The 23,118-nt window shown below is 39.5% G+C and carries 25 protein-coding genes and 1 tRNA gene; 11 read left to right on the top strand and 15 right to left on the bottom strand.

The annotated features are described in order from the left end of the window. The first annotated feature begins 2 nt into the window (after positions 1 to 2). Genes H4K35_RS05155 through H4K35_RS05140 form a run of 4 tightly spaced genes read left to right on the top strand, consistent with a single transcriptional unit; the run spans position 3 to position 3,860 of the window. Complete coding sequence (locus H4K35_RS05155; protein WP_182626323.1) at positions 3 to 1,352, top strand: exonuclease domain-containing protein; 1,350 nt, start codon at positions 3 to 5, stop codon at positions 1,350 to 1,352. Between the two features lie 11 nt (positions 1,353 to 1,363). Then, the gene (locus H4K35_RS05150) at positions 1,364 to 2,218 is read left to right on the top strand and encodes an ion transporter (protein WP_182626322.1); all 855 of its coding nucleotides are present in this window, start codon (positions 1,364 to 1,366) and stop codon (positions 2,216 to 2,218) included. After that, entirely contained in the window at positions 2,202 to 3,119 is a 918-nt protein-coding gene (miaA, locus tag H4K35_RS05145; protein ID WP_182626321.1) for a tRNA (adenosine(37)-N6)-dimethylallyltransferase MiaA, read from the top strand. The genes H4K35_RS05150 and miaA overlap by 17 nt, the downstream gene beginning before the upstream one ends. Positions 3,120 to 3,125: 6 nt before the next feature. After that, complete coding sequence (locus tag H4K35_RS05140; protein WP_182626320.1) at positions 3,126 to 3,860, top strand: acyl-[acyl-carrier-protein] thioesterase; 735 nt, start codon at positions 3,126 to 3,128, stop codon at positions 3,858 to 3,860. On the opposite strand, the gene H4K35_RS05135 is transcribed toward H4K35_RS05140, so the two are convergent. Both H4K35_RS05135 and glyA read right to left on the bottom strand, forming a co-directional pair. Further along, positions 3,861 to 4,154 (bottom strand): hypothetical protein, encoded by a 294-nt coding sequence (locus H4K35_RS05135; protein ID WP_182626319.1) that lies wholly within the window; start codon positions 4,152 to 4,154, stop codon positions 3,861 to 3,863. Positions 4,155 to 4,339: 185 nt separating this feature from the next. Continuing rightward, a complete protein-coding gene (gene glyA, locus H4K35_RS05130; RefSeq protein WP_182626318.1) occupies positions 4,340 to 5,614 on the bottom strand; it encodes a serine hydroxymethyltransferase in 1,275 nt (424 codons plus the stop codon). A gap of 112 nt (positions 5,615 to 5,726) precedes the next feature. Here glyA and fahA point away from each other — a divergent pair, with 112 nt between their 5' ends. From fahA to H4K35_RS05115, 3 genes are all read left to right on the top strand, one after another. Then, entirely contained in the window at positions 5,727 to 7,013 is a 1,287-nt protein-coding gene (fahA, locus tag H4K35_RS05125; RefSeq protein ID WP_182626317.1) for a fumarylacetoacetase, read from the top strand. 183 nt (positions 7,014 to 7,196) lie between these two features. Next, positions 7,197 to 7,880, top strand: coding sequence for a cell division ATP-binding protein FtsE (locus tag H4K35_RS05120; RefSeq protein WP_182626316.1), 684 nt, complete (start codon positions 7,197 to 7,199; stop codon positions 7,878 to 7,880). A gap of 7 nt (positions 7,881 to 7,887) precedes the next feature. Beyond that, positions 7,888 to 8,751 carry a glycosyltransferase family A protein gene (locus tag H4K35_RS05115; protein WP_182626315.1) on the top strand — a complete coding sequence of 288 codons (864 nt, stop codon included), beginning with the start codon at positions 7,888 to 7,890 and terminating at the stop codon, positions 8,749 to 8,751. Here the strand turns inward: H4K35_RS05115 and H4K35_RS05110 are convergent. After that, positions 8,726 to 9,820 carry a glycosyltransferase gene (locus H4K35_RS05110; RefSeq protein WP_182626314.1) on the bottom strand — a complete coding sequence of 365 codons (1,095 nt, stop codon included), beginning with the start codon at positions 9,818 to 9,820 and terminating at the stop codon, positions 8,726 to 8,728. The two genes, H4K35_RS05115 and H4K35_RS05110, sit on opposite strands and share 26 nt — an antisense overlap. Then, positions 9,802 to 10,953, bottom strand: coding sequence for a glycosyltransferase (locus tag H4K35_RS05105; protein WP_182626313.1), 1,152 nt, complete (start codon positions 10,951 to 10,953; stop codon positions 9,802 to 9,804). The genes H4K35_RS05110 and H4K35_RS05105 overlap by 19 nt, the downstream gene beginning before the upstream one ends. Before the next feature lie 71 nt (positions 10,954 to 11,024). Here H4K35_RS05105 and H4K35_RS05100 point away from each other — a divergent pair, with 71 nt between their 5' ends. Continuing rightward, positions 11,025 to 12,086 (top strand): glycosyltransferase, encoded by a 1,062-nt coding sequence (locus tag H4K35_RS05100; RefSeq protein WP_368668692.1) that lies wholly within the window; start codon positions 11,025 to 11,027, stop codon positions 12,084 to 12,086. Here the strand turns inward: H4K35_RS05100 and H4K35_RS05095 are convergent. From H4K35_RS05095 to H4K35_RS05060, 8 genes are all read right to left on the bottom strand, one after another. Then, positions 12,069 to 12,494: an FdtA/QdtA family cupin domain-containing protein gene (locus H4K35_RS05095; RefSeq protein ID WP_182626311.1), complete on the bottom strand. Its 426-nt coding sequence runs from the start codon at positions 12,492 to 12,494 to the stop codon at positions 12,069 to 12,071. The genes H4K35_RS05100 and H4K35_RS05095 overlap by 18 nt on opposite strands. Continuing rightward, entirely contained in the window at positions 12,495 to 13,790 is a 1,296-nt protein-coding gene (locus tag H4K35_RS05090; RefSeq protein ID WP_182626310.1) for an O-antigen translocase, read from the bottom strand. Then, positions 13,790 to 14,887, bottom strand: a complete 1,098-nt coding sequence (locus H4K35_RS05085) for a DegT/DnrJ/EryC1/StrS aminotransferase family protein (RefSeq protein WP_182626309.1) — start codon at positions 14,885 to 14,887, stop codon at positions 13,790 to 13,792. Before H4K35_RS05085 ends, H4K35_RS05090 begins: the two co-directional genes overlap by 1 nt. A gap of 256 nt (positions 14,888 to 15,143) precedes the next feature. Continuing rightward, positions 15,144 to 15,488 carry a 50S ribosomal protein L20 gene (rplT, locus tag H4K35_RS05080; RefSeq protein WP_002991328.1) on the bottom strand — a complete coding sequence of 115 codons (345 nt, stop codon included), beginning with the start codon at positions 15,486 to 15,488 and terminating at the stop codon, positions 15,144 to 15,146. Between the two features lie 116 nt (positions 15,489 to 15,604). Further along, a complete protein-coding gene (rpmI, locus tag H4K35_RS05075) occupies positions 15,605 to 15,802 on the bottom strand; it encodes a 50S ribosomal protein L35 (RefSeq protein WP_002991327.1) in 198 nt (65 codons plus the stop codon). Positions 15,803 to 15,859: 57 nt separating this feature from the next. Beyond that, entirely contained in the window at positions 15,860 to 16,366 is a 507-nt protein-coding gene (gene infC / locus H4K35_RS05070; RefSeq protein ID WP_002991325.1) for a translation initiation factor IF-3, read from the bottom strand. Between the two features lie 105 nt (positions 16,367 to 16,471). Continuing rightward, a complete protein-coding gene (gene thrS, locus H4K35_RS05065; protein WP_182626308.1) occupies positions 16,472 to 18,424 on the bottom strand; it encodes a threonine--tRNA ligase in 1,953 nt (650 codons plus the stop codon). Positions 18,425 to 18,541: 117 nt separating this feature from the next. Further along, positions 18,542 to 18,916 carry a helix-turn-helix domain-containing protein gene (locus H4K35_RS05060; protein ID WP_255492368.1) on the bottom strand — a complete coding sequence of 125 codons (375 nt, stop codon included), beginning with the start codon at positions 18,914 to 18,916 and terminating at the stop codon, positions 18,542 to 18,544. A gap of 164 nt (positions 18,917 to 19,080) precedes the next feature. Here H4K35_RS05060 and H4K35_RS05055 point away from each other — a divergent pair, with 164 nt between their 5' ends. Both H4K35_RS05055 and H4K35_RS05050 read left to right on the top strand, forming a co-directional pair. Beyond that, positions 19,081 to 19,440, top strand: coding sequence for a DoxX family protein (locus tag H4K35_RS05055; protein ID WP_182626307.1), 360 nt, complete (start codon positions 19,081 to 19,083; stop codon positions 19,438 to 19,440). A 185-nt stretch (positions 19,441 to 19,625) separates the two neighbouring features. After that, entirely contained in the window at positions 19,626 to 20,648 is a 1,023-nt protein-coding gene (locus tag H4K35_RS05050; protein ID WP_182626306.1) for a quinone-dependent dihydroorotate dehydrogenase, read from the top strand. A gap of 40 nt (positions 20,649 to 20,688) precedes the next feature. Here H4K35_RS05050 and H4K35_RS05045 read toward each other — a convergent pair whose 3' ends face one another. Together H4K35_RS05045 and H4K35_RS05040 are read right to left on the bottom strand one after the other, a co-directional pair. Beyond that, positions 20,689 to 21,027 (bottom strand): n-acetylglutamate synthase, encoded by a 339-nt coding sequence (locus tag H4K35_RS05045; protein ID WP_182626305.1) that lies wholly within the window; start codon positions 21,025 to 21,027, stop codon positions 20,689 to 20,691. Positions 21,028 to 21,051: 24 nt separating this feature from the next. Next, positions 21,052 to 22,005, bottom strand: coding sequence for a hypothetical protein (locus H4K35_RS05040; protein ID WP_182626304.1), 954 nt, complete (start codon positions 22,003 to 22,005; stop codon positions 21,052 to 21,054). 813 nt (positions 22,006 to 22,818) lie between these two features. Here H4K35_RS05040 and H4K35_RS05035 point away from each other — a divergent pair. Then, positions 22,819 to 22,903, top strand: a tRNA-Ser gene (locus H4K35_RS05035). A gap of 84 nt (positions 22,904 to 22,987) precedes the next feature. Here the strand turns inward: H4K35_RS05035 and H4K35_RS05030 are convergent. After that, on the bottom strand, positions 22,988 to 23,118 hold a 131-nt coding region (locus tag H4K35_RS05030; protein WP_182626303.1), incomplete at its 5' end, for a tyrosine-type recombinase/integrase.

Here is a 23,118-nt window from a genome sequence, read left to right as displayed (position 1 = left end):
TATTGTACGCAGTTTTAGATATAGAGACCACAGGTGGTCAGTTCAATGAGGAGGGAATAACCGAAATCGCCATCTATAAATTTGATGGCCATCAAATCGTAGACCAACTCATTAGCTTAGTCAATCCCGAAAAAGATATTCAACCCTTTGTTGTAAAACTAACAGGGATAAACAGTGCTATGCTGCGCTTAGCACCAAAGTTTTATGAATTAGCCAAACGCATTATAGAAATTACGGAAGACTGTGTTCTCGTTGCACACAACGCCTCGTTTGACTATCGCGTCTTGCGCAATGAATTTAGTCGTTTGGGATATGATTTTCAAAAAGATACGCTTTGTACCGTTGAACTAGCACAAAAATTATTACCCGAAATGCCTTCCTATAGCTTAGGGAAATTAGTGCGAAACTTAGGTATTCCCCTAGCGGATCGACACCGTGCCTATGGAGATGCCTTAGCTACTCTAAAGCTCTTTCAGCTACTCTTGTCCAAAGACACCGAAAAAACAATCTTAACTAGCATGATTAAATCCGATATTAAAACTGGATTTAATCCCAAGTTTTTCGATATTACAGACAATCTTCCTACTTCCGTTGGAATATACTATATCCACAATGAAGATGGCCAAATTATTTACATCGGTAAAAGCCGCAACATCAAGAAAAAAATTATGCAGCATTTTACCAATAACTCCGTACTGTTCAAAAAGGTGCAAAAAGAAACCTATACGGTAACCTTTGAAAAAACGGGAAATGAATTGATTGCCATCTTGAAAGAAGCGGAAGAAGTGCTCTTAAATAAACCCAAATACAACAAAATAACGAAAAAGGGCGTTTTCCCTTATTCCTTGTATATCAAAACCAACTTGAAAGGCTACTGCTATTTTAGCTTGGAAAAAACTGATGGACGCAAGAAAAACTATATGGCGTTTACTTCCCTAACGGAAGGTAGAAAATTCATTGATAAAATTACAGCTGATTTTGAACAGCCTTATTACTTGGAAGTACTCCATGAAAAAAAATCAAATAAAGTGACAGAAGAAACTTTTTGTGCTACATTTGAACTACATTACAATGAATACAATAAGCTATTGCTTAGCTTATTACAAAAATACAACCTAGATGATGGTTATGCATTAATCCTCGATAAAGGACGTAGCATCAATGAGAGAAGTGCGGTTGTTTTGGAACAAGGAAAACTATTGGGGTATTGTTTTTACGATTTGAATTATCAAATCAACGATCCTGCACGAATTGCAGCAAACCTTACGCCAATTACATTTCATCGAAACAACAGAAACATTATCCTCAATTATTTGAATAAAAAAACAGGTTATAAATTAATCCATTATTAAAAGTATATACGTTGAGACGCAGACTAAAAAATAAGTGGGATATTCTGAAACAGAAGATTTATATCATCATCTATGGATCCAATACCTTCGCGGGTAAACTATTCGATCTAGTTTTACTCGCCGTGATTCTCATGAGTGTGATTTTAGTTATGTTGGAGTCGATTGAGAGCTACGACATGAAGCATCACACCCTATTGAAGGTCTTGGAATGGGTGATTACGATTTTCTTTACCATCGAATATATCTTGCGGATTATTTGTAATAAACAACCGCTCAAATACATCTTTAGTTTTTATGGTATTGTGGATTTGATTTCCATCATGCCGATGTATTTGTCGTTCTTTGTTTCTGATTTAGGAGTACTATCCGTAGTAAGAGCCTTGCGACTCCTTCGTTTATTCGGTATTCTCAATCTCGTTCCATACATTGGTCAGGAGTCTAACCTAAAACTAGCCATTAAAGCCAGTAGAACAAAAATTATTGTTTTCATCTACTTTATCGTAGTTGTTTCCATCTTATTAGGTGCGTTAATGTATGTTATCGAAGGAAAAGACAATGGATTCACCAGTATACCGCGCAGTATCTACTGGTGTATTGTAACCCTGACTACGGTTGGTTATGGAGATATCGCGCCTCAAACTACCATTGGTCAAATGATTGCTTCCTTTATTATGATTATGGGATATGGAATTATTGCCGTACCAACTGGAATTGTGACCGCGGAATTTACTAGCTTAAAACGCAATAAAAGCGTAGATGCTAGACGCAGAAGATCTTGTTCTTCTTGTACAACAACAATTTATGATGATGACGCCAATTATTGCTATAATTGCGGACAAAAATTAGGAGATGTCTTTACCCGTTAATAATTATTTACTTGTCGTTATTGGCCCAACAGCAATTGGAAAAACGGCCTTAGCCATTCGACTTGCTCAACATTTTCAATGTGAAATTCTATCGTGTGATAGCCGTCAATTTTTTAAAGAAATGACAGTAGGCACAGCTGTTCCCTCTCCGGAGGAGCTCAGCGCTGTACCCCATCACTTTATTCAACATATCAGCATTCAAGACGCCTATTCAGTAGGCGATTTTGAACGGGACGCTATTGCCCTCTTAGATCGCTTATTTGAACGCAATAACGTACAAGTAATGGTCGGTGGATCGGGCTTATACGTCAATGCTATTTTAGAGGGATTAGACGAATTCCCTGATATAGACCCTCGCATTAGAGAAGAGCTCAACCAAGCCCTAGAAGAAAAGGGATTACCCTATCTACAAGCCCAATTAAAAGAGCTCGATCCTGTTCACTATGAAAAGGTAGCCCTAGACAACCCTCAACGCGTTACCCGAGCTTTAGAGGTTTCCATCGGTACGGGACAGCCCTACTCTAGTTTTCTAGCGAAAAAGAAAGTAAAACGCAATTTTATTCCCATCGTAATCGGTTTGGAAGCTCCACGTGAAATAATGTATGAACGCATTAATAAACGCGTGGATCTCATGCTCCAAGGCGGACTTCTAGAGGAAGTAAAAGCGCTAATTCCCAAGCAAGACCTCAATGCACTCCAAACGGTAGGCTATCGCGAACTATTCCAGTATTTTAAAGGGAGTGCCACGCTAGATGAAGCCGTAGAAGAAATTAAAAAGAATACACGTCGTTTTGCCAAAAGACAAATTACTTGGTTTAAACGCACACCAAACACCACTTGGTATTCCTTTCAACAAGATAGTTCATCAATTATAGAGGATATTACCAAGCAAATAAACTAAATTAGCATGCCCATTTCCGACCAATTTACCTCCATTCACCAACAGTCTTACGAAATAGACTTCTTTGCTTGTTCTCCTTCTGGACGCTTGAAGTGGGTGGATTTGTGTAAATTCATTCAAAGCGCTTCAGCAGATCACTCGGTCTTAGGCGGAATTAGTTTTTGGGATTTAAAAACACACAATCAAGCGTGGGTATTGAGCAAATTCAGAATAGAGAAAAAAGCTGAATTACCGCAATGGCAAGATAAAATTACCATTCATACTTGGATCGAGCGCCTTGATGGGGTGAGATCCATACGAAATTTCGAGGTCTACCTCGGAGACCTACTTATCGCTGTAGCTTCTTCCCTCTGGGTAATCATCAACACCGAAAGACGTAGACCTGAACTCATCGCTTTACCTCATGAACACTTTATCAAGTACACCGATAAAAAAGTGACGGATACTCCTTTCGCCAAACTACACAAAGGCAATTATCAACCTATTGACCAAGTGCGCGTCAAACTATCGGATTTGGACATGGTGAAACACGTCACCAATATCAAGTATTTGGAGTGGTGTATTGACGCCGCTTTTACTTGTCAAGAAGCTGTAGATCAAATTCAAGTTATTGATATGCACTTCTTAAAAGAAACCCGAATCAACGATCGCTGTGATGTTCTTTTCTTAGAAGAAAACAATATGCGACACTACCAAATTTGCGTGGAAGATGTAGTACATTTTTATTGCTTCATGAACTAGTTAACGGTTGACAACCTGAACAACGTAATCTGTACGGTTTGCGCGGTTTGTACGGTGCGCGGTTTGTACGGTTTGTTTAGTCTCTTCGCTTGTAAGATAATTGCGCTTTACAATGAACAAATAAATCTGTACGGTTTGCACGGTATGCGCGGTTTGTTTAATCTCTTCGCTTGTAAGATAATTTCGCTTTACAATGAACAAATAAATCTGTACGATTTGCACAAAGAGCAAAGAACAAACCGTGCAAATCGTAACGAAGTGAAAATCGTAACGAAGTGAAGATTCATCGAACACCAAAACAAAATATAAACTAGGTGAGATAAAGAGCAACGAACAAACCGTGCAACGAACAAATCGAAGATTCATCGAACACCAAAACCAATATAAACTAGGTGAGATAAAGAGCAACAAACAAAAAAAAGGGATTCCTATTACTAGAAATCCCTCTGTTTATCTTAGATTTTACTTTCATCTAAAAACTACCAAACGAACATTGGACGTTCTTCCATCATGTCGTTTACTAGGTCAGCAACCTCTTCGATTACTGCTTCATCAGTATGATTAGTGATTACTCTATCAATTAAAGCAACGATAGTATCCATATCTTCTTCTTTCAATCCTCTTGTTGTGATTGCTGGTGTTCCGATGCGGATTCCCGAAGTTACAAAAGGCGATTTATCGTCAAATGGAACCATATTTTTATTTACCGTAATTTCAGCTTTTACCAACGCTTGTTCAGCGTCTTTACCTGAAATATTTTTGTTTCTCAGGTCGATCAACATCATGTGGTTATCTGTTCCGCCAGAGATAATATTGTATCCTCTTTTGACAAATGCATCAGCCATTGCTTTTGCATTTTTCTGTACTTGTAGCATATAAGTAAAGAACTCATCAGATAAAGCTTCACCAAAAGCAACTGCTTTAGCTGCGATAATGTGCATCAAAGGTCCACCTTGGTTCCCTGGGAATACAGCGCTATCCAATAGAGCAGACATCATGCGTACTTCACCTTTAGGTGTTTTTAATCCAAATGGATTAGGGAAGTCTTTACCGATTAAGATCATTCCTCCACGTGGTCCACGAAGTGTTTTGTGAGTTGTTGTTGTGATAATGTGACAGTGTGGAACTGGGTCGTTCATCAATCCTTTAGCGATTAATCCTGCAGGGTGTGAAATATCTGCCATTAAAAGTGCTCCAACGCTATCTGCGATTTCTCTAAAGCGTTTGAAATCCATATCACGAGAATAAGCAGAAGCCCCAGCAATGATTAATTTCGGTTGCTCTTTCTTCGCTATTTCTGCGATTTTATCGTAATTTAATAAACCTGTTTCTTGCTCTACACCATAAAACACTGGATTATACAATTTTCCAGAAAAATTCACGGGTGAACCGTGTGTTAAGTGCCCTCCGTGAGACAAATCAAATCCTAAGATTTTGTCTCCTGGTTTTAAACAAGCAGAAAAAACAGCGGTATTCGCTTGTGATCCAGAGTGAGGTTGAACATTCACGTATTCAGCACCAAAAAGAGCTTTTGCACGATCAATCGCAATTTGCTCTACAACGTCTACTACTTCACATCCGCCGTAGTAACGTTTGTTCGGATATCCTTCTGCGTATTTATTAGTTAAACAAGAACCAGCTGCTTCCATGGTTTGCTCACTCACAAAGTTTTCAGAGGCAATTAGCTCAATACCGTGTACTTGTCTATCCCCTTCCTCTACGATTAAGTCGAAAATTTCTGTATCTCTTCTCATCTGAATTGTATATTTCGTTAAATTGACTTCAAATGTACAAAATTCGTTTGTTAATTTGCCCTATAATTATATATTTGATAAAACTATTCACTCAACTAATTAAGCAATAAATATGATGATTACGGCAAATGATCCGAAAAGAAAATCTTGGTTAGACGTTCAGGCAGGATCTGACTTCCCCATCCAAAATATTCCTTTTGGGGTTTTTATTACGAAAGATGATATTGTAACAATTGGAACTCGTATTGGCGACCATGCCATCGATTTAAGTGCGCTACAAATGTTAGGCTACCTCAAGGGAATTGATCTCACAGACGATGTGTTTTTACAAGACAATCTCAATGATTTTATTTCTAGTGGAAAAAAAACATGGCGTGCAGTTCGAAACAGAATCGCTGATATCTTTGACAAAACAAATTCCACCTTACAAAACAACGCAAAACATAGAGAAGCAGTCATCTTTAAAATGGACGAGGTAGAAATGCAACTACCCGTGTATATTGGAGATTATACCGACTTCTATTCAAGTAAAGAACACGCAACCAATGTGGGGAAAATGTTCAGAGATCCTGCGAATGCATTGTTGCCCAATTGGCTACACATTCCAGTGGGATACCACGGAAGAAGTTCTACTGTTATACCTTCGGGAATCAACGTAAAACGCCCTTTGGGACAAACGCTGCCCAAAGGAGAATCACAACCTGTTTTTGGTCCTTCTAAACGCATTGACTTCGAGTTAGAAACTGCATTTATCACTACGGATGCCAACCTATTTGGCGAAAGTATTCCAGTAGATGAAGCGGAAGATCACATCTTTGGCATGGTGTTACTAAACGATTGGAGTGCACGCGATATTCAAACTTGGGAATACGTTCCACTAGGGCCTTTCTTAGCCAAGAACTTCGCTACTTCTATTTCGCCTTGGGTGATTACTTTAGACGCCTTAGAGCCCTTTAGAACGGCAAGCCCCAAGCAAGAACCTACACCACTTCCCTATTTACAGCAAACAGGAAACAAAACATTTGATATTAACTTAGAGGTCTATCTGCAACCTGAAAATGGAACAGATACGCTTATTTGTCAATCTAATTTCAAATACTTGTATTGGACCATGAGTCAACAGCTGGCTCACCACACCATCAATGGCTGTAAGATCAACGCAGGAGATCTTATGGGATCGGGAACGATTTCTGGTTCTACTCCTAACAGCTTTGGTTCCTTGTTAGAACTGACTTGGGCTGGTGCTAATCCCCTTACTTTAGCTGATGGTACTACAAGAACTTTTATTGAGGATTACGATACCATCACCATGAAGGGGTTCTGTCAAAATGACGATATTCGCATTGGATTCGGAGAAGTAAAGAGTATGTTACTCCCATCATCCGCTACAATGAAATAATATAAAATGAAAGAATACAAAAGGGGTTCCATAAAAGAACTCCTTTTTTTGTGGCATTATGAGAACTTTAAACCTACAAACACAACAGAATTGATTTTTTATAAAACGCCGTTTAAATCATGCACAACTCCTTCCATAAATCGCAACTTTTTCGTATTTTTACCTTTTAATTCATTCGTTGCTATGTCAGAAGTAATCTTATCCTTACAAAATGTAAATGTTTACCAAAATAAACATCAGGTGTTATCTAATGTTAACCTCGAAGTAAACAAAGGAGAATTCCTTTATATCATAGGTAAAACAGGAGCTGGAAAAAGTAGTTTTATGAAAACACTATATGCTGACTTAGACTTAACGGAAGGCGAAGGAATCATTGTGGACTATAACCTTCGCCAGTTAAAAGAGCGCGACATTCCTTTTTTGAGACGCTCCTTAGGTATTGTATTCCAGGATTTTAAGTTATTACCAGACCGCACAGTATACGGAAATCTACAATTTGCCTTAAAAGCAACAGGATGGACGGAACAAGAAGCTATTAAAAGACGCATCGAAGAAGTATTGGAGCGCGTAGGAATGCGCACACATATTCAAAAAATGCCCCATCAACTTTCTGGTGGAGAACAACAACGCGTTGCAATTGCACGCGCCTTATTGAACGATCCTGATCTAATCCTTGCGGATGAACCAACGGGGAACTTGGATCCACAGACAAGTGCTGAAGTGATGGAACTACTTTTAGAAATCAACAAAAACGGCCGTACCATCATAATGGTGACACACGACTATGCGCTATTGTTGAAATACCCTGCCAAAACACTTAAATGCGATGACGGTTCTCTCTTCGAAGTGATACATCGCACCTCTTAGTTTTCTTATGCTATCTATTGCTATACCCGTCTATAATTACAATATTCTACCCTTGGTAGAGCGATTACATCAGGAGGCATCTTCCTTAAACATTCCCTTTGAAATCTTAGTGTGTGATGATGCTTCAACAATGCAATTTCAAAATCAAACTATTTCGCGTTTATCCCATACGCGTTTCTTGCAAAATTCAATCAACCAACACGTCGCCTCAACGCGAAATCGACTGCTAAAAGAAGCGCAATATCCTTGGGTCTTATTGTTGGATGCCGATGTCTTTCCCCTTTCGGAAACGTTTGTACAAACCTATATCGATCAAGTCAATACCGGCTCTTTTATTCAAGGGGGCTTTACCTACCAACCGACCGCTAAAGGTGTACCACAATCGCTTAGGGAAACTTATGGGCTAAAAATAGAACAATACAAACACTTACACAGCTGTTGCAATCTATTTTTTAATCAACGCGAACTACAACTTGAATTCGATGCTACTATTCAAACCTATGGATATGAGGATACGCAGTTTTTTCTTCAATTACAGCAACGCAACATCGAGGTTAGGCGAATAAAAAATCCTGTTTTACACCGGAGTACAGAGTCAAATGCAGCCTATTTAGCGCGGACAAAAGAGGCTTGTACCGTACTCGCTAAGTTGATTGAAGATCAAAAAATACAAGCGGAAGACGTACAGCTTAGCAAGCTTTATAAAAAATTAAAAAACAATAACTTAACTCCATTAATTACGGGTGTACAAACTGTTTTTGGCGGTCTAATTTCACGTAATCTTTTGGGAAAAAAGCCCTCCATGTTGGCGTATAAGCTTTTCAAACTAATCGCTTTTCACCAAGCTAGTCTTGAGATTCAAAAAAAGTAATCCACTGAGGAAGCACAACAGATTTATCGTACTGCTGAACTGTTTGCACGGCATGTGCTCCGAATTGTTCTGCTTTGTTGCTATCCTTTATCAGCGCTAAACAGCAGTCGATCATTTGCTCTTGATCCCCTTGTGGCACCAAATAGCCATTGTACGCATGCTCAATCAAATCAGCAGGTCCAAAATCAACATCAAAAGACACAACGGCTACTCCTAACGCCATAGCCTCTAAAAAAGCCATCGGCATTCCCTCCATATTTGAGGTATGCAACATAAAAGCACTCTGCTGTATCTCATGATCAACGTTTTTGATTTCCCCTTTCCAAATCACACCTGCTCCTGCTTTTTCTTTTAGTTCAGCAACGTATGCTGCTGGTCCACCACCACAAATGACTAATGTCCAATCGGGTTGTTCTAGCTGCACTTTTGCCCAAATAGCCAACATCGCTTCGTAATTTTTTTCAGGTACAATTCGACCGATAGCAATGACTTGTCGTTGTTTTTTTACTGCTAATCCTAGGCGATTACCTTGATTTTCTATCCAATTGGGAATAACCGTCAGCTTGTTGTGTGTCCAATCTTTAGCCGATTGCTTGTTTAAAAGAATAAGCCCATGAAAGCGCTTGCTCAACGCAAGAGTTAAGCGATCGACAATCCAACGCTTGAGGGGCGATTGAATGGGAGACAGTAAAAAATTACGCGAGCCATGTACTTCGAAATACACGGGTATACGATTACCCAAAAAATACGGGATAAAATACCCTTTAACCCCATTGTCAATGACAAAAATGAAGGTGGGACGGTTGACGTCTATCACCTTTTGTTGTATAAAAGTACAGTATTGCTTCAGCTGAACGATCGTGCGAATAGGTTGTGAATACAAGATAAAGCGAACCCTGGGGTCAAAGTTATAAAATGGCTGATCACTTAGATCATTGGTACTCACCACTTGCACCTCATAACCTGCTTGCACAAATGCCGCCGTTTTTTGACTGAGTATGCGAGCCACTCCACCTCCACCGGTAATAGAAGTTGCAATATAGAGCAGATTTATTTTTCTGATTCCCATAGTCTTACATATTGATTAGCAATCGTTTCACAATCGTGAATTTCGCGAACGAACTGTTGAGCTCGTTTTCCTATGGCTGAAATAAGCGCTTTATTTTCAATCAAATAACTCAATTGTTCCACTAAGTAGGCAACATTGGGCTTGGCCTCTATACACACCTCTCCCTCTTGTAGATTATAATGAGCTAAAAACGCGTCATTTGCCCCTGTAAAAACCACTTTTCCTTTAGCCATAGCCTCTAGTGCATTATATCCTTGATCTTTCGAAAATACCTGATCCAATACAATCGTTGCCTTTTCTTGCGCTTGTTGATACGCCGCATAAGGCAATTGTTCCACTATACAAATTTCTATTTGATTGGGGTATTTCTTTTGCAATTGTGCTAGGGCTGCTTCAAAGAAAGCGATTCCCTTTTGATGGTAATTCCCGCGGTTAATCCCCAAAAAGATACAGACTTTCCCATCATGGGCTTGTTCCACAGCACGATATTCGCGAATTACCACTGGATGTGGAATCAATCCCAAATATTTCGGATGCGCCTTATTGGGATTAACATAATCCATATCACTAGCAATAATACCTTGGCAATGAGACAAAATCATCTTTTGTGTTTGGATCACTCCCTTTTGACGGTAAACATCAACATAAGCATAGTGATGTTGTAGGTTGGGATTCGCAAATACAGGTTGAAAAAGCGATACTTCCTCTGGGTACTTGGTCAAGTACTGTAAACCGTGTACATCAATTCCACAAGAGAGTAAAAACACTTTATTATTTTGGGCGAATAGCTGTTGTAAAAGGTGTTTTTCCCATCGGGCGATGGTTTGAATAGGGCGGTCATTGATCAGCTGAACCACGTCAAAATCTTTCAATTGCTTGAAGTGCTGTTGGGCGCGCCATCCTTTTTCTAGTTCGGCAATATCCCAGCGAAAAACTTTGTGAATTGCCTTGCGAAAAAAAGTGCCCCATCGACTGTTGGTCCATTGTGGGCGAATAGAACGGTCTACTTCCAGGTCCTTGAATTTATCACCATCACCTAGCAAGACCACTTCCCTCACCTTGGGGTGCTGTATTAGTCCCTTTTTCAAGGCAGAATGTAATCCGCTATAATCCCCAATTAAAAGTATTCTCATTATCTTAGCCGTGATTTATTCAAATGTACGTTTATCTTTTTATGCCACAAAGGAAAATAAAAATAGCGTTAGTGGGTGACACCCTTGCTTATGGTGGTGCGGAACGCATTCACAGCTCCCTTTCCATCCATTTAGAACAGGAAGGCTATGAGGTGCACAACCTCCTTAATTTAAACGTTATTACCTATCCTTATGGCGGTGTATTATACAATTTAGGCGTACACAAATCCACGGGCTTTTCCTTGCGCAATAAATGGAAGCGCTATCGCCTTTTTCGAAACTACATCAAAACACAGGGTTTTGATTACGTCATAGACTTTCGAACGCGAAGTAAACCCCTCACCGAAGTATTGTTACAGTGTTTTGTTTTTGACGCTACCTATATTCCAACGATTCACAGCTCGGAACTTTCGTGGTATTTTACATCCAATCTTTTTTTGGGGAAACGCCTGTATAGAAAATCAAAGCAAATCATTTGTGTAAGTCAGGCAATTGCAGAAAAAGTAAAAGCAACTTATCGCTATAAACAGGTGCAAACCATCTACAATCCCATTCCAATTGACAGTATACGCGAACAAGCGAATCAGCCTCATTCTTTCCAAGGGAAAAGGTATATTGTTGCCTGTGGACGTATGGATTCTGACCTCAAACAATTTGACCGTTTAATTGAACTATATAGTCGAAGTAAACTTCCCAAGGAAGAAATTCACTTGGTTATATTAGGCGAAGGAAGGTATAAACAACAGTTGGTCGATCAAATTGCTCAACATCAACTCGCTGCTTGGGTTCATCTCCCTGGATTTTGCGAAAATCCCTTTCCTATCTTCAAAGGAGCCTTGTACTTTGTGCACAGCAGTCGATTGGAAGGTTTTCCCACAGTCCTACTCGAGGCCTTAGCTTGTGAGATTCCTATAATTAGCTTTGATTGCCCGACAGGACCAAGTGAAATTATACAAGATCAATACAACGGATTTTTAATTGAGGATCAAGACTTTGAGGCCTTAAAAACAGCTATGGACGTATTGGCTCTGGATACAGAAATGCGCAATAGAATCAAACAAAATACCTTGAAAACTGCCTATGCTTTTGATATGGATGTGATAAAGAAGGAATGGTTAAACCTCTTGCAATAGTGCACGAGAGGCTAAAAACAAATCATATGAGCGAATGTAATCGCTTTCGTCATATGCCCCAGAATTGACGGCTAAGCAAACCGTTCCTGCTTCAAAATTGTCCAATACACTCCAAATACCAGGTTGAAGTATCAAGCCCTTTGTAGGATCTTCTAAATACACTTTTCTCTTTTGATTGCCGTCGTCGAGCATTACTTCGAAACTTCCGTTGATAGCGAAGAGTACAGTCGTTTGCTCTTTGTGTGCATGTCCTCCTCTGTGCTTATCTCGAGGCACTCCATAAATAAAAAACAAGCGTTTTATTTCAAAGGGAAGAATATTCTCCTCAATAACGGCGAGCGTTCCTCTCTCGTCCATAAGTTGAGGGACGACAATTTCACGACAATCAAAAATGCTGTATTTCTTCATTTACTTCAAGTGTTTTTTAAACTCCGAACGGCTAAAATACCAAGAAAAATAGACAACTAAAACACAACTGTAAATTATATACGCTAAAGTGTACCCCAAAGTAGCGGCTTCCATACTAAAATGAGGGAGTAACAGATACGTAAATCCGTAGAAACAACTAAAAAATAGGGTTTCACAGATTAGATAGGGCAAAACCAAGCGCTCGGTATAAAAGAGTAATCCAAAGATCAATCCCGCACCTTTGACGAAATCGCCTACTAGTTGCCACTTCAACAAATCTATCATAGGACTAAAACTGTGATCCAAGATGAGGGGAATGATCCAACTGCGAGAGAGATAGACCACCAATAAGCCTAAGGCAAACAAGGGCAATACCCCTTTAAAATACAGGCTAATGATTGCTTTCTTATCTTTATATCGCTGTAATTGAGCAAGTTTAGGCAAGAAATAGGTAGAAGCTAAGGTGGTGGTAAACAGCATATAAATACCTGAAATCCGTTGGATTCCCTCCCATATACCCGCTAGTTCAACACTTGTATTTATCATGAGCAATTTGCGCACCCACAGCATACACAGCGGACTAATAACGGCCGAGAACAAGGCCATTACGGCATAAGAGAACAAGGGTTTTATCAGAGAAAAATCAAAGGGTTGCCACTGCAGTTTCAGTTCTTTTTTAACCCAGTAAAGCGAGATAAAAAAAAGGATAGCAGGACTAAGAACCATAGCCAGTAATGCACCGTTTAACCCTTGCGTATACACCAAATAAAAGGTTAAGAACAAGCCGGATACATTGCCGATAATATTGAGGTAAATAACTTTTTTAAACTGGGATAAACCAGTTAAAAAAGCGATCCAAATTCCGTTTAACACTTGCAAGGGGAAGGCAAATCCCAAGCAAATAAACAAACTAGGCATAGAAAAGGCATCTTCGAATAAGTAGCGATCTAATTCGCGTCGAAAAAGGAATATCACCAGCGACACCAGGAGGAGAATTCCCAGCATAAAGCGCAACAAAACATTGACAAAGCGCTCAATTGCAGTTTTATTTTCGCGATGTGTCGCCACATATTGAACAATACCATTGGCAAATCCAAAAGAAGAAAAGGCTTCCATAGACGCCAACATATTGCGCAGATTTCCCATATAGGCCATGCCAGAAGTACCAACAAACAGAGCCAAAAGCTTAGCAGAACACAAGGCGGTAAGCAAACGCACCCCTATGCCTATGGTATTTAGAAGGGTCACTGTGGTGAATTCACTTTGCTTATATTTATGCCAAATATCTCTTATCATTAATAGGCGTTTATTGCTTGGATGACTTGCGTTACTTCTTCGTCTGTAAGTATGGGTGACAGGGGTAAACTAACCACTTCTTGATGGATTAATTCTGTAATGGGGAGTTGTAAAAAGCTAAACTCACTCAAGGCGGGTTGTTGATGAGGGGCAATCGGATAGTGAATCAACGTTTGTATGCCCTTGGCTAACAAATACCGTTGAAACTGCTCGCGTTCTGCTACACGAACCACAAATAAATGAAAATTATGTGCGCCTTCTGAGGAGAGATGAGGCAAGATCACTTTTACATTCTTAATCTCTCTGATATAGCGATAAGCGATATGCAAACGCTTTTGATTGTCCTCGTCTAAATGCGGAAGCTTGAGGTTTAACAGTGCCGCTTGTACTTCATCTAAACGCGAATTAAAGCCTTTGTATTTATTTTGGTACTTGATATGAGAGCCATAGTTACGCGTTGCACGAATAACCTCTACGAGATCCAGGTGATTCGTCGTAACGGCTCCTCCATCACCTATACACCCCAAATTCTTACTCGGGTAAAAGCTAAACGCTGCTGCATCGCCAAAAGCACCCGCTTTGATGCCGTTGAAAGTTGTTCCATGGGCCTGTGCGGCATCTTCAATCAACAACAATCCTCGGTCATGACAATAGTGTTGGATCTTATCCATCTCATACACTTGTCCGTATAAATGCACCACTAAAATAGCTTTTGTCGAAGCAGTTATCGAATAGGTGATTCCACTTAAATCGAGGGTATAGCTATCTAAATTAGGTTCAACTAGTACAGGATTCAACCCACATTCCAACAAAGCCAAAATCGAAGCAATATAGGTATTTGCAGGCACTAAAACATCGTCTCCTACACTGAGTTTCCCCAATTTGATATAACCGTCAAAAATCAATTTTAAAGCATCTAAACCATTGCCAACCCCCACGCAAAAAGAAGTTCCACAATAAGCGGCAAAATGTTCTTCAAAAGAAACTACTTCATTGGCAAGCATATACATTCCATCGTGGAATATTTGTTTTATTTTTTGCAGATACTCCGCTTCATAGGCCTGGTTGATCTGCTGTAAATCTAAGAATGATATCATGGAGGGTGGCTGAATTAGAAACGTAAATATAGTTTTTTTTTATGAGGTATGAATGCTTTCTTGGTTGTGCTTTGTTGGTTGCGCGGTTTGTTCGTTGCACGGTGTATCTCACCTAGTTTATATTTTGTTTTGGTATTCGATGAACCTTCGATTTGTTTGTTGTGTGCTTAGGGCGAACGGTAAACAAAAAAAGCCCTACTCGTGAGTAGGGCTTTAACTATATTAAGTAAGACTAATCTGATTTGACAAACGTTTCTTATTTTACTTTATTAACGATAGCTGCGAAAGCTTCAGGGTGATTTGTAGCTAAATCTGCAAGAACTTTACGGTTCAATTCGATGTTGTTAGCTTTCAATTTACCGATGAATACAGAATAGCTTAATCCGTGTAATCTTGCACCAGCGTTGATACGCATAATCCAAAGAGAGCGGAAATTTCTTTTCTTTTGTTTTCTATCACGGTAAGCATAAAGCATTGCTTTTTCTACCGCGTTTTTAGCTACTGTCCAAACGTTTTTACGTCTTCCAAAGTAACCTTTGGCTTGCTTCAAAATTCTTTTTCTTCTTGCTCTTGAAGCTACTGAGTTTACTGATCTTGCCATTTCTTTACAAGTGTTTTTTGTAGTGGGCGACTTTTACAAGTTCTTCTAAATTACTAAGCGCCACTCCAGGGTTATTAAAAAATTTTAACCGAATCTACAGTTCTAGTTACCTAGAATTAGATTAATCTTAATTGATCTTTGATGCTGTGCTCATCTGCTTTAGATACTAAAGTAGAGTGAGTTAAAGCTAATTTACGCTTTTTAGATTTTTTAGTCAAAATGTGACTTTTGAAAGCGTGTTTTCTTTTGATTCTTCCAGTACCAGTTAGCTTGAAACGCTTTTTAGCACTAGATTTAGTTTTCATTTTAGGCATTTTGTTCCTAGGTATTATGATTATCTTACTTAATTCTATTTTCTTTAGCGGGAAGAATTACTTTGTTTTCTTTTTAGGAGCGATGAACATGGTCATACGTTTTCCTTCCAATACTGGCATTGATTCAACCTTTCCGAATTCTTCCAAATCCTGTGCTAATCTCAATAACAAAATTTGTCCTTGATCCTTGTAGATGATAGAACGACCTTTAAAGAATACGAATGCTTTTAATTTAGCTCCTTCTTTTAAGAACTTTTCTGCATTCTTCTTCTTAAACTCATAGTCATGCTCATCAGTTTGAGGGCCAAAACGAATTTCCTTAACGGTAATTTGCGTTGATTTAGCTTTCAACATTTTCTCGCGCTTCTTTTGCTCGTAAAGGAATTTTTTATAGTCAATTACTTTACAAACGGGCGGTTCTGCATTGGGAGAGATCTCCACTAAATCTAATTCTTGCTCTTCAGCTAAACGCAAAGCGTCTGCTAGTTTATATACACCCGTTTCGACATTGTCTCCAACAAGTCGAACTTCAGGAACACGGATTGCGTTGTTTACTCTATGCAAATCCTTCTTCTCTTCGCGAGGTCTAAATCCTCCTCTTTGTCTTACTGCTATGGCTTTAAAAATTTTAATGCTTGGTTCTACAAGCGTTATACATCATTTGTTTTTTTATTCTCCGAACTGTTTCATTGATGAACTCACTTCTTTTTGAACAAAAGCAACAAACTCTTCTATTTTCATCGTTTGATTTGATTTGCCTGAATCCCCGTGTTTACGCACAGAAATCGTTCCATTCTTCTCCTCTTCTTCACCTACAATCAGCATATAAGGGAATTTTTGTACTTCTGCTTCACGGATTTTCTTACCGATCGTTTCATTTCTGTTATCTACGACCGCGCGAATTTCGTCATTTTCTAGCAAATCTAAAACTTTTTTCGCATATTTTTCATACTTCTCACTCAAAGACAGTATAATAGCCTGCTCTGGCATCAACCAAAGTGGGAAATTTCCACCTGTATGTTCTAATAAAATCGCGATAAAACGCTCCATTGATCCAAAAGGTGCTCTGTGAATCATTACAGGTCTATGTAATTCGTTATCAGAACCTTTATACGTCAATTCAAAACGCTCTGGCAAATTGTAATCTACTTGAATTGTTCCCAACTGCCAGCTTCTTCCTAAGGCATCTTTCACCATAAAGTCTAACTTCGGACCGTAGAAAGCAGCTTCACCACTTTCAATCACGTAGTTTAACCCTTTGTCTTTGGCTGCGTTGATAATTGCTTGTTCTGCTTTTTCCCAGTTCTCCACAGATCCGATATACTTATCTGGATTGCTTAAATCGCGAACAGATACTTGAGCGGTAAAGTTCTCAAACCCTAGAGATCCGAAAACGTAAAGCACAAGGTCAATTACTTTTTTGAATTCTTCGTCCAATTGATCTGGCGTACAGAAGATATGCGCGTCATCTTGTGTAAATCCGCGTACACGAGTTAACCCGTGTAATTCTCCTGATTGCTCGTAGCGATAAACGGTTCCGAACTCAGCAAAACGCTTTGGTAAATCTTTGTATGACCAAGGTCTTGCGTTGTATATTTCACAGTGATGCGGACAGTTCATTGGTTTTAACAAGAACTCTTCCCCTTCTACTGGTGTGTGAATGGGCTGAAAACTATCTGCCCCATATTTTGCGTAGTGCCCAGAAGTAACGTACAGTTCTTTTTGTCCGATATGTGGGGTTACTACTTGTTCATATCCTGCTTTTTTCTGTGCTTTACGCAAGAAGTACTCCAAGCGATCTCTTAAAGCAGCACCTTTTGGCAACCACAACGGTAACCCTTGCCCTACTTTTTGAGAGAATGTAAACAACTCTAGCTCTTTTCCTAATTTGCGGTGATCGCGTTTTTTTGCTTCTTCTAATAAAGCCAAATAATCCGTTAGATCTTTTTGTTTCGGGAACGAAATACCATATACACGTGTTAACTGTTTATTTTTTTCGTCTCCTCTCCAATAAGCACCTGCAATTGATAAAATTTTAAATGCCTTGATGATTCCTGTATTGGGAATATGTCCACCGCGGCATAGGTCAGTAAAGGTATCGTGATCACAAAACGTAATTGTTCCGTCTTCTAGGTTCTCGATTAGTTCTACTTTATATGGGTTTTCTTCTTTTTTATACATGGCTAACGCCTCTGCTTTGGAAGCAGAACGCATCGAAAACTCGTGTTTTCCTCTAGCTATTTCTAAAAACTTATCTTCAATTCGCTTAAAATCAGCATCCGTAACTTTGTGATCCATGAAATCTACGTCATAGTAGAATCCATTTTCAATAGCAGGACCGATCGTTAACTTAATACCTGGGAATAGCTCCAATAAAGCTTGTGCCATTACGTGAGAAGAAGAATGCCAAAATGCTTTTTTCCCTTCTGTATCATTCCATGAATACAAAACTAAACTACCGTCCGTGGTCAAAGCAGTGGTGGTTTCGATGGTGGTACCATTGAAGCTGGCAGAAATAATATTTCTAGCTAATCCTTCACTTATACTTTTAGCAACATCGAAAGGAGTTACCCCTGAGGCAAACTCTTTCACTGATCCGTCTGGTAATGTAATTTTTATCATGATTAATTTTAAAAAATGAGTGGCAAAGATACAGATTTTGGCGAAGAATAACAAGACCTTTTATTCGCTTTCCCCGCTTTTCTACTGAAATAATTTCGTTTGTCCTTTCTTGTTTTTCTAACCTTTGGTTTTTTCCATCTGCTTGGTGATTTCTTGTCTATAGGTATTTCCCCAATTGGCGAGGGCTTGAATCACGGGAGTCAGGGTAATTCCAAAGGGAGAAATCTCATATTCAACAGCGACGATTGAGCCGTCAATTTCTCTTCGGTTAATCAGTTGATTGAGTTCAAGATCTCTTAATTCTTTGCTGAGCACTTTGGCAGAGATATCGCCTAAAGCGCGTTGGAGTTCCATAAAACGCAATTTATCGTGCAACAATAAAGTACCCAATATATGCAGCTTCCACTTGCCACTTAAAATGGACATGCTGTCTTTGACCCCCATTATATTCGTTTTACACTGTGCCTGTTGTTCTTTCATCGCTTCTTTCATCGCTCTTCAAATTTCGCCTAAAGTAAAGATACGAAAAATCGACTACACCGTCAAAGATACGCTTCCTGCACTTACCAATTGGTAACCAGTTTCCATTTAGTTAGCCCCCTCCTTTTCATCTTTTAAAGGTGGTACCTTTGCTATACAAATCAAAAACAAAACACATGAAAAAGAAATTAATCTATTGGACATCAACAGCTTTATTTAGCGCTTTTATGTTATTTAGCGCCTATGGTTATTTCACAGACCCAACATTTAAAGAGGCCTTTGCCTATTTGGGATACCCTGATTATTTTCGCATTGAATTAGGAGTTGCCAAAATACTTGGTGTACTTGCGCTACTACTACCCTTTATGCCACGTATAATCAAAGGATTTGCCTATGCGGGTTTTACCATTAACCTCATTGGTGCGGGAATTGCGCATTTAGCTATAGGCGAAGGTATTAGTTCACTTAGCTTGATATTTGTTGCCGCTCTTTTACTTGGAGCTTCCTTCTTTACACAACCCGCTAAAGGCGTTTAATTTACAGCTAGTTTCAAGATTACACCCAGCATTTGCTCACTTGGAGGATAGATGCCACTCCATTTGTTTGGTTGTACACCAAAGAAAGCGCAGAAAAACAAAGTATTCTTTGCCGAAGGTTTTAAAAATTATAACAAAAGATGTACTTTCGCACTGTATTTTTACAACACAACAACACCCATCTTATGTACAAAAGTATTTTTAAACCGTTTGCTTTTTCTATGGATCCAGAAAAAGCGCATCACTTTACCTTTAACTCGTTGAAATTCATCAACAAAATTCCAGGTGTATCGGCCCTTATTCGCTCTACGTTTCAAGTGAACGACAAGCGATTAGAGCGCGAGGTCTTTGGCTTGAAATTCAAAAATCCAGTTGGACTAGCAGCAGGTTTAGACAAAGATGCAAAATTGTACAGAGAGTTAGAAAACTTCGGCTTTGGTTTTATTGAAATTGGAACTATTACCCCAAAACCACAAGACGGGAATCCCAAAAAACGCATGTTTCGCTTAGTGGAAGACAATGCCTTGATTAACCGCATGGGGTTCAACAACGGGGGAATTGAACAAGCGATTGAACGTTTAAAGAAAAACAAAGGAACACTCATTGGCGGAAATATCGGAAAAAATAAGGTGACTCCAAACGAGCAAGCCACTGACGATTACGAAATCTGCTTCGAGGCACTTTTTCCGTATGTCGATTACTTTGTAGTCAATGTGAGTTCACCCAATACCCCTAACCTGCGTGCGTTACAAGACAAAGAGCCTTTAACCGCTTTATTGCATGCCTTGCAAACAAAAAATAGCGCTAAGCCGAAAAGCAAGCCAATTCTCTTAAAAATCGCACCCGATTTGACAGACAGTCAACTACTCGATATCATTGATATTGTGGCAGAGACAAAGATTGCAGGTGTTATTGCAACCAATACCACCATTAGTCGAGAAGGACTACAATCGGAGAAGAAAGTAGAAACTGGTGGATTAAGTGGAAAACCATTAACGAAGCGCAGTACAGAAGTTATTCGCTTCTTGGCGGATAAGAGCAATCGCGCCTTCCCTATCATCGGTGTAGGAGGAATCCACACTCCCGAAGACGCCATAGAAAAATTAGAAGCAGGAGCCTCGTTAATTCAGTTGTATACCGGATTCATTTATGAAGGACCCGCTTTGATTAAAGCCATTAACAAGAAAATACTAGAACAGTATACATAATAAAAAAAACCGCTGAGTAGCGGTTTTTTTGTTTCTATTGCTATACTTCTTCGAGCATAGAAGTCCCTTTAGATTGATCGCCAGAGGTCCATTCCCACACTTCATGTAAGCGGATTTTTCCATTTTCCATTACTTCAGGGGTAGATTGACATTCCCCTGTCATCAATTCACCTTTGTCATTGACTTGGTGGTATCTCATGTCGATCGTTCCACGCTCATCAACCAATCCGATCAAATGTCCAGAGACAATCTTCCCTCCTTTGTAGGTTGCCGTTAAGATTCTCCCCTCCTGTTGGTAGTGAAAAACCGTTTCGCTAGACGTTTCCCCATTGGGTGTATTGCTAACTGCTCGAAAGGTTTTGTCGTTGTAATTTATCATCGTAATCACTTTATAATCTTTCTCTTATACAAAAATAGCAGAAGCTAATTTTGATAGTTCTCTTGTATCCAAATCAATACACAACCCAAAATTATTCACGACTTGATTGCCTAAAAAAGGGAGAAAAAAACCAGCGTAATCAGGATCAGGGATCTGCATCGTTTCTATTTTACCTGTTGTTAAATCAAGGGTATAAAAACAAGGAATTCTCATTTCTGTCAGTTCCGTTGCAGGACTATCATACAAATAGGAAAAATACACGCGATTATCACGGATAAAAAAATCAGGGGCATAGTGGAGGGAATCGTCAAAACCCAGGGGTGTCTGCCACACCACTGCTCCATCCTTAAACAAAGTAGCGATATAATCCCCATCGATATAGAAGTAGGTATTTTGAGCCACTAGTGCTACCCGATGAATCAATCGCTTGGAGGGCAAAGCAATTACATTGGCTTCTCCCGTTTGAAAATCATAGGTAAAAACTTCGGCTTTCTTCCTTGGATTCGGCAAAACAAAAGTTTTCAATTCCTCATTTAGCTGTCCGTAGCTCAAGGGATTTGCCCCTGGAAACGCATATCGTATTTCTTCCGTTTTGATATCGAGTACAACGACCTTTTCCCTTTTTTTGATATCACCCCGAACGAGAATTACGCCCTCTATGGGAGTAAACAAGGCTTCGTAACCAAAAGCGACCTTGGTCATAGCCACTTCCTTTTGGGTTTCCACTTCGACCAGGCGAATAAATCGCTTACGCGTATCAAATGTTGTATCGATCGCAAGCACATACTTTCCATCTGCAGTTATGGCTTTGATTTCACTGTCTTTGGGTTTAGCGGCAATCCAATATTTCTGATTCGTTTCAAAATCATAAACAAAACTACCGTAACTCAGGCTATCGTGAAAAAAGGCTCGTGAACGCCTTTCACTCACTCCAAAATCACTGTAATAAATCTCTCTTTCTTTGACACTTTTTTTCATCACTACTTCTTTTTAAGCGAAAGATACTTCTAATTTTGGGATACTTCCGTCCTTTCTTTCGAGTTTTAGTCGCTTTCCCTTCGACTTTCGTTTGACATACCACTATCTTTCCTCCCTTATGAGTCCATAGTGTCTCTATTAAAACCCAAACTTTTAATAGAGACACTATGGACTCACTATGGACTCATTATGGACTCACCACCCACCATTCACTACTCACCACTTACCACTCACCACTCACCACTTACCACTCACCACTTACCACTCACCACTTACCACTCACCACTCACCACTTACCACTCACCACTTACCACTCACCACTTACCACTCACCACTTACCACTTACCACTCACCACTCACCACTTACCACTCACCACTTACCACTTACCACTTACCACTTACCACTTACCACTTACCACTTACCACTCACCACTTACCACTTACCACTCACCACTTACCACTTACCACTTACCACTTACCACTTACCACTTACCACTTACCACTTACCACTTACCACTCACCACTTACCACTCACCACTTACCACTCACCACTTACCACTCACCACTCACCACTTACCACTTACCACTTACCACTTACCACTCACCACTTACCACTCACCACTTACCACTTACCACTCACCACTCACCACTCACCACTCACCACTCACCACTCACCATTCACTATTAACCACTCACTATTAACCACTTACCTATTTTACAAAAAAAAAGTAGCAAATATCCCTAGCAAAGCCTTGTGTTGAAAGCAAATTATGCTATATTTGCACTCGCAATACAGAAGTAAAGCAGACTACTGGAGAAATGGCAGAGTGGTCGATTGCGGCAGTCTTGAAAACTGTTGACTGTAACAGGTCCGGGGGTTCGAATCCCTCTTTCTCCGCAATAAACACTGGTAATTAATCAGTTAAAAGATAAACACCCAATTTTACACCCAAAAATGTAAAGTTGGGTTTTTTATTTTAGGTTATAAAAAATCTAATGGACTTGGTGTCGATTTCTTATCTACATCTGTAATATGAGTGTAAATCATGGTTGTTCTAATATCACTATGCCCTAATAATTCTTGTACAACCCGAATGTCAATTCCGCTTTTTA

Origin of the sequence: Myroides sp. NP-2, from assembly GCF_014145665.1 — a bacterium.
GTDB lineage: Bacteria > Bacteroidota > Bacteroidia > Flavobacteriales > Flavobacteriaceae > Flavobacterium.
This window is presented reverse-complemented; position numbering and strand designations above follow the sequence as displayed.

Bases quoted from the DNA above. Each gene is read 5' to 3' on its own strand.
- miaA (WP_182626321.1), top strand. From the start codon at position 2,202: ATGTCTTTACCCGTTAATAATTATTTACTTGTCGTTATTGGCCCAACA.
- H4K35_RS05140 (WP_182626320.1), top strand. From the start codon at position 3,126: ATGCCCATTTCCGACCAATTTACCTCCATTCACCAACAGTCTTACGAA.
- glyA (WP_182626318.1), bottom strand. From the start codon at position 5,614: ATGAGAAGAGATACAGAAATTTTCGACTTAATCGTAGAGGAAGGGGAT.
- fahA (WP_182626317.1), top strand. From the start codon at position 5,727: ATGATGATTACGGCAAATGATCCGAAAAGAAAATCTTGGTTAGACGTT.
- H4K35_RS05120 (WP_182626316.1), top strand. From the start codon at position 7,197: ATGTCAGAAGTAATCTTATCCTTACAAAATGTAAATGTTTACCAAAAT.
- H4K35_RS05115 (WP_182626315.1), top strand. From the start codon at position 7,888: ATGCTATCTATTGCTATACCCGTCTATAATTACAATATTCTACCCTTG.
- H4K35_RS05110 (WP_182626314.1), bottom strand. From the start codon at position 9,820: ATGGGAATCAGAAAAATAAATCTGCTCTATATTGCAACTTCTATTACC.
- H4K35_RS05105 (WP_182626313.1), bottom strand. From the start codon at position 10,953: ATGAGAATACTTTTAATTGGGGATTATAGCGGATTACATTCTGCCTTG.
- H4K35_RS05095 (WP_182626311.1), bottom strand. From the start codon at position 12,494: ATGAAGAAATACAGCATTTTTGATTGTCGTGAAATTGTCGTCCCTCAA.
- H4K35_RS05090 (WP_182626310.1), bottom strand. From the start codon at position 13,790: ATGATAAGAGATATTTGGCATAAATATAAGCAAAGTGAATTCACCACA.
- H4K35_RS05085 (WP_182626309.1), bottom strand. From the start codon at position 14,887: ATGATATCATTCTTAGATTTACAGCAGATCAACCAGGCCTATGAAGCG.
- rplT (WP_002991328.1), bottom strand. From the start codon at position 15,488: ATGGCAAGATCAGTAAACTCAGTAGCTTCAAGAGCAAGAAGAAAAAGA.
- rpmI (WP_002991327.1), bottom strand. From the start codon at position 15,802: ATGCCTAAAATGAAAACTAAATCTAGTGCTAAAAAGCGTTTCAAGCTA.
- thrS (WP_182626308.1), bottom strand. From the start codon at position 18,424: ATGATAAAAATTACATTACCAGACGGATCAGTGAAAGAGTTTGCCTCA.
- H4K35_RS05060 (WP_255492368.1), bottom strand. From the start codon at position 18,916: ATGAAAGAAGCGATGAAAGAACAACAGGCACAGTGTAAAACGAATATA.
- H4K35_RS05055 (WP_182626307.1), top strand. From the start codon at position 19,081: ATGAAAAAGAAATTAATCTATTGGACATCAACAGCTTTATTTAGCGCT.
- H4K35_RS05050 (WP_182626306.1), top strand. From the start codon at position 19,626: ATGTACAAAAGTATTTTTAAACCGTTTGCTTTTTCTATGGATCCAGAA.
- H4K35_RS05045 (WP_182626305.1), bottom strand. From the start codon at position 21,027: ATGATAAATTACAACGACAAAACCTTTCGAGCAGTTAGCAATACACCC.
- H4K35_RS05040 (WP_182626304.1), bottom strand. From the start codon at position 22,005: ATGAAAAAAAGTGTCAAAGAAAGAGAGATTTATTACAGTGATTTTGGA.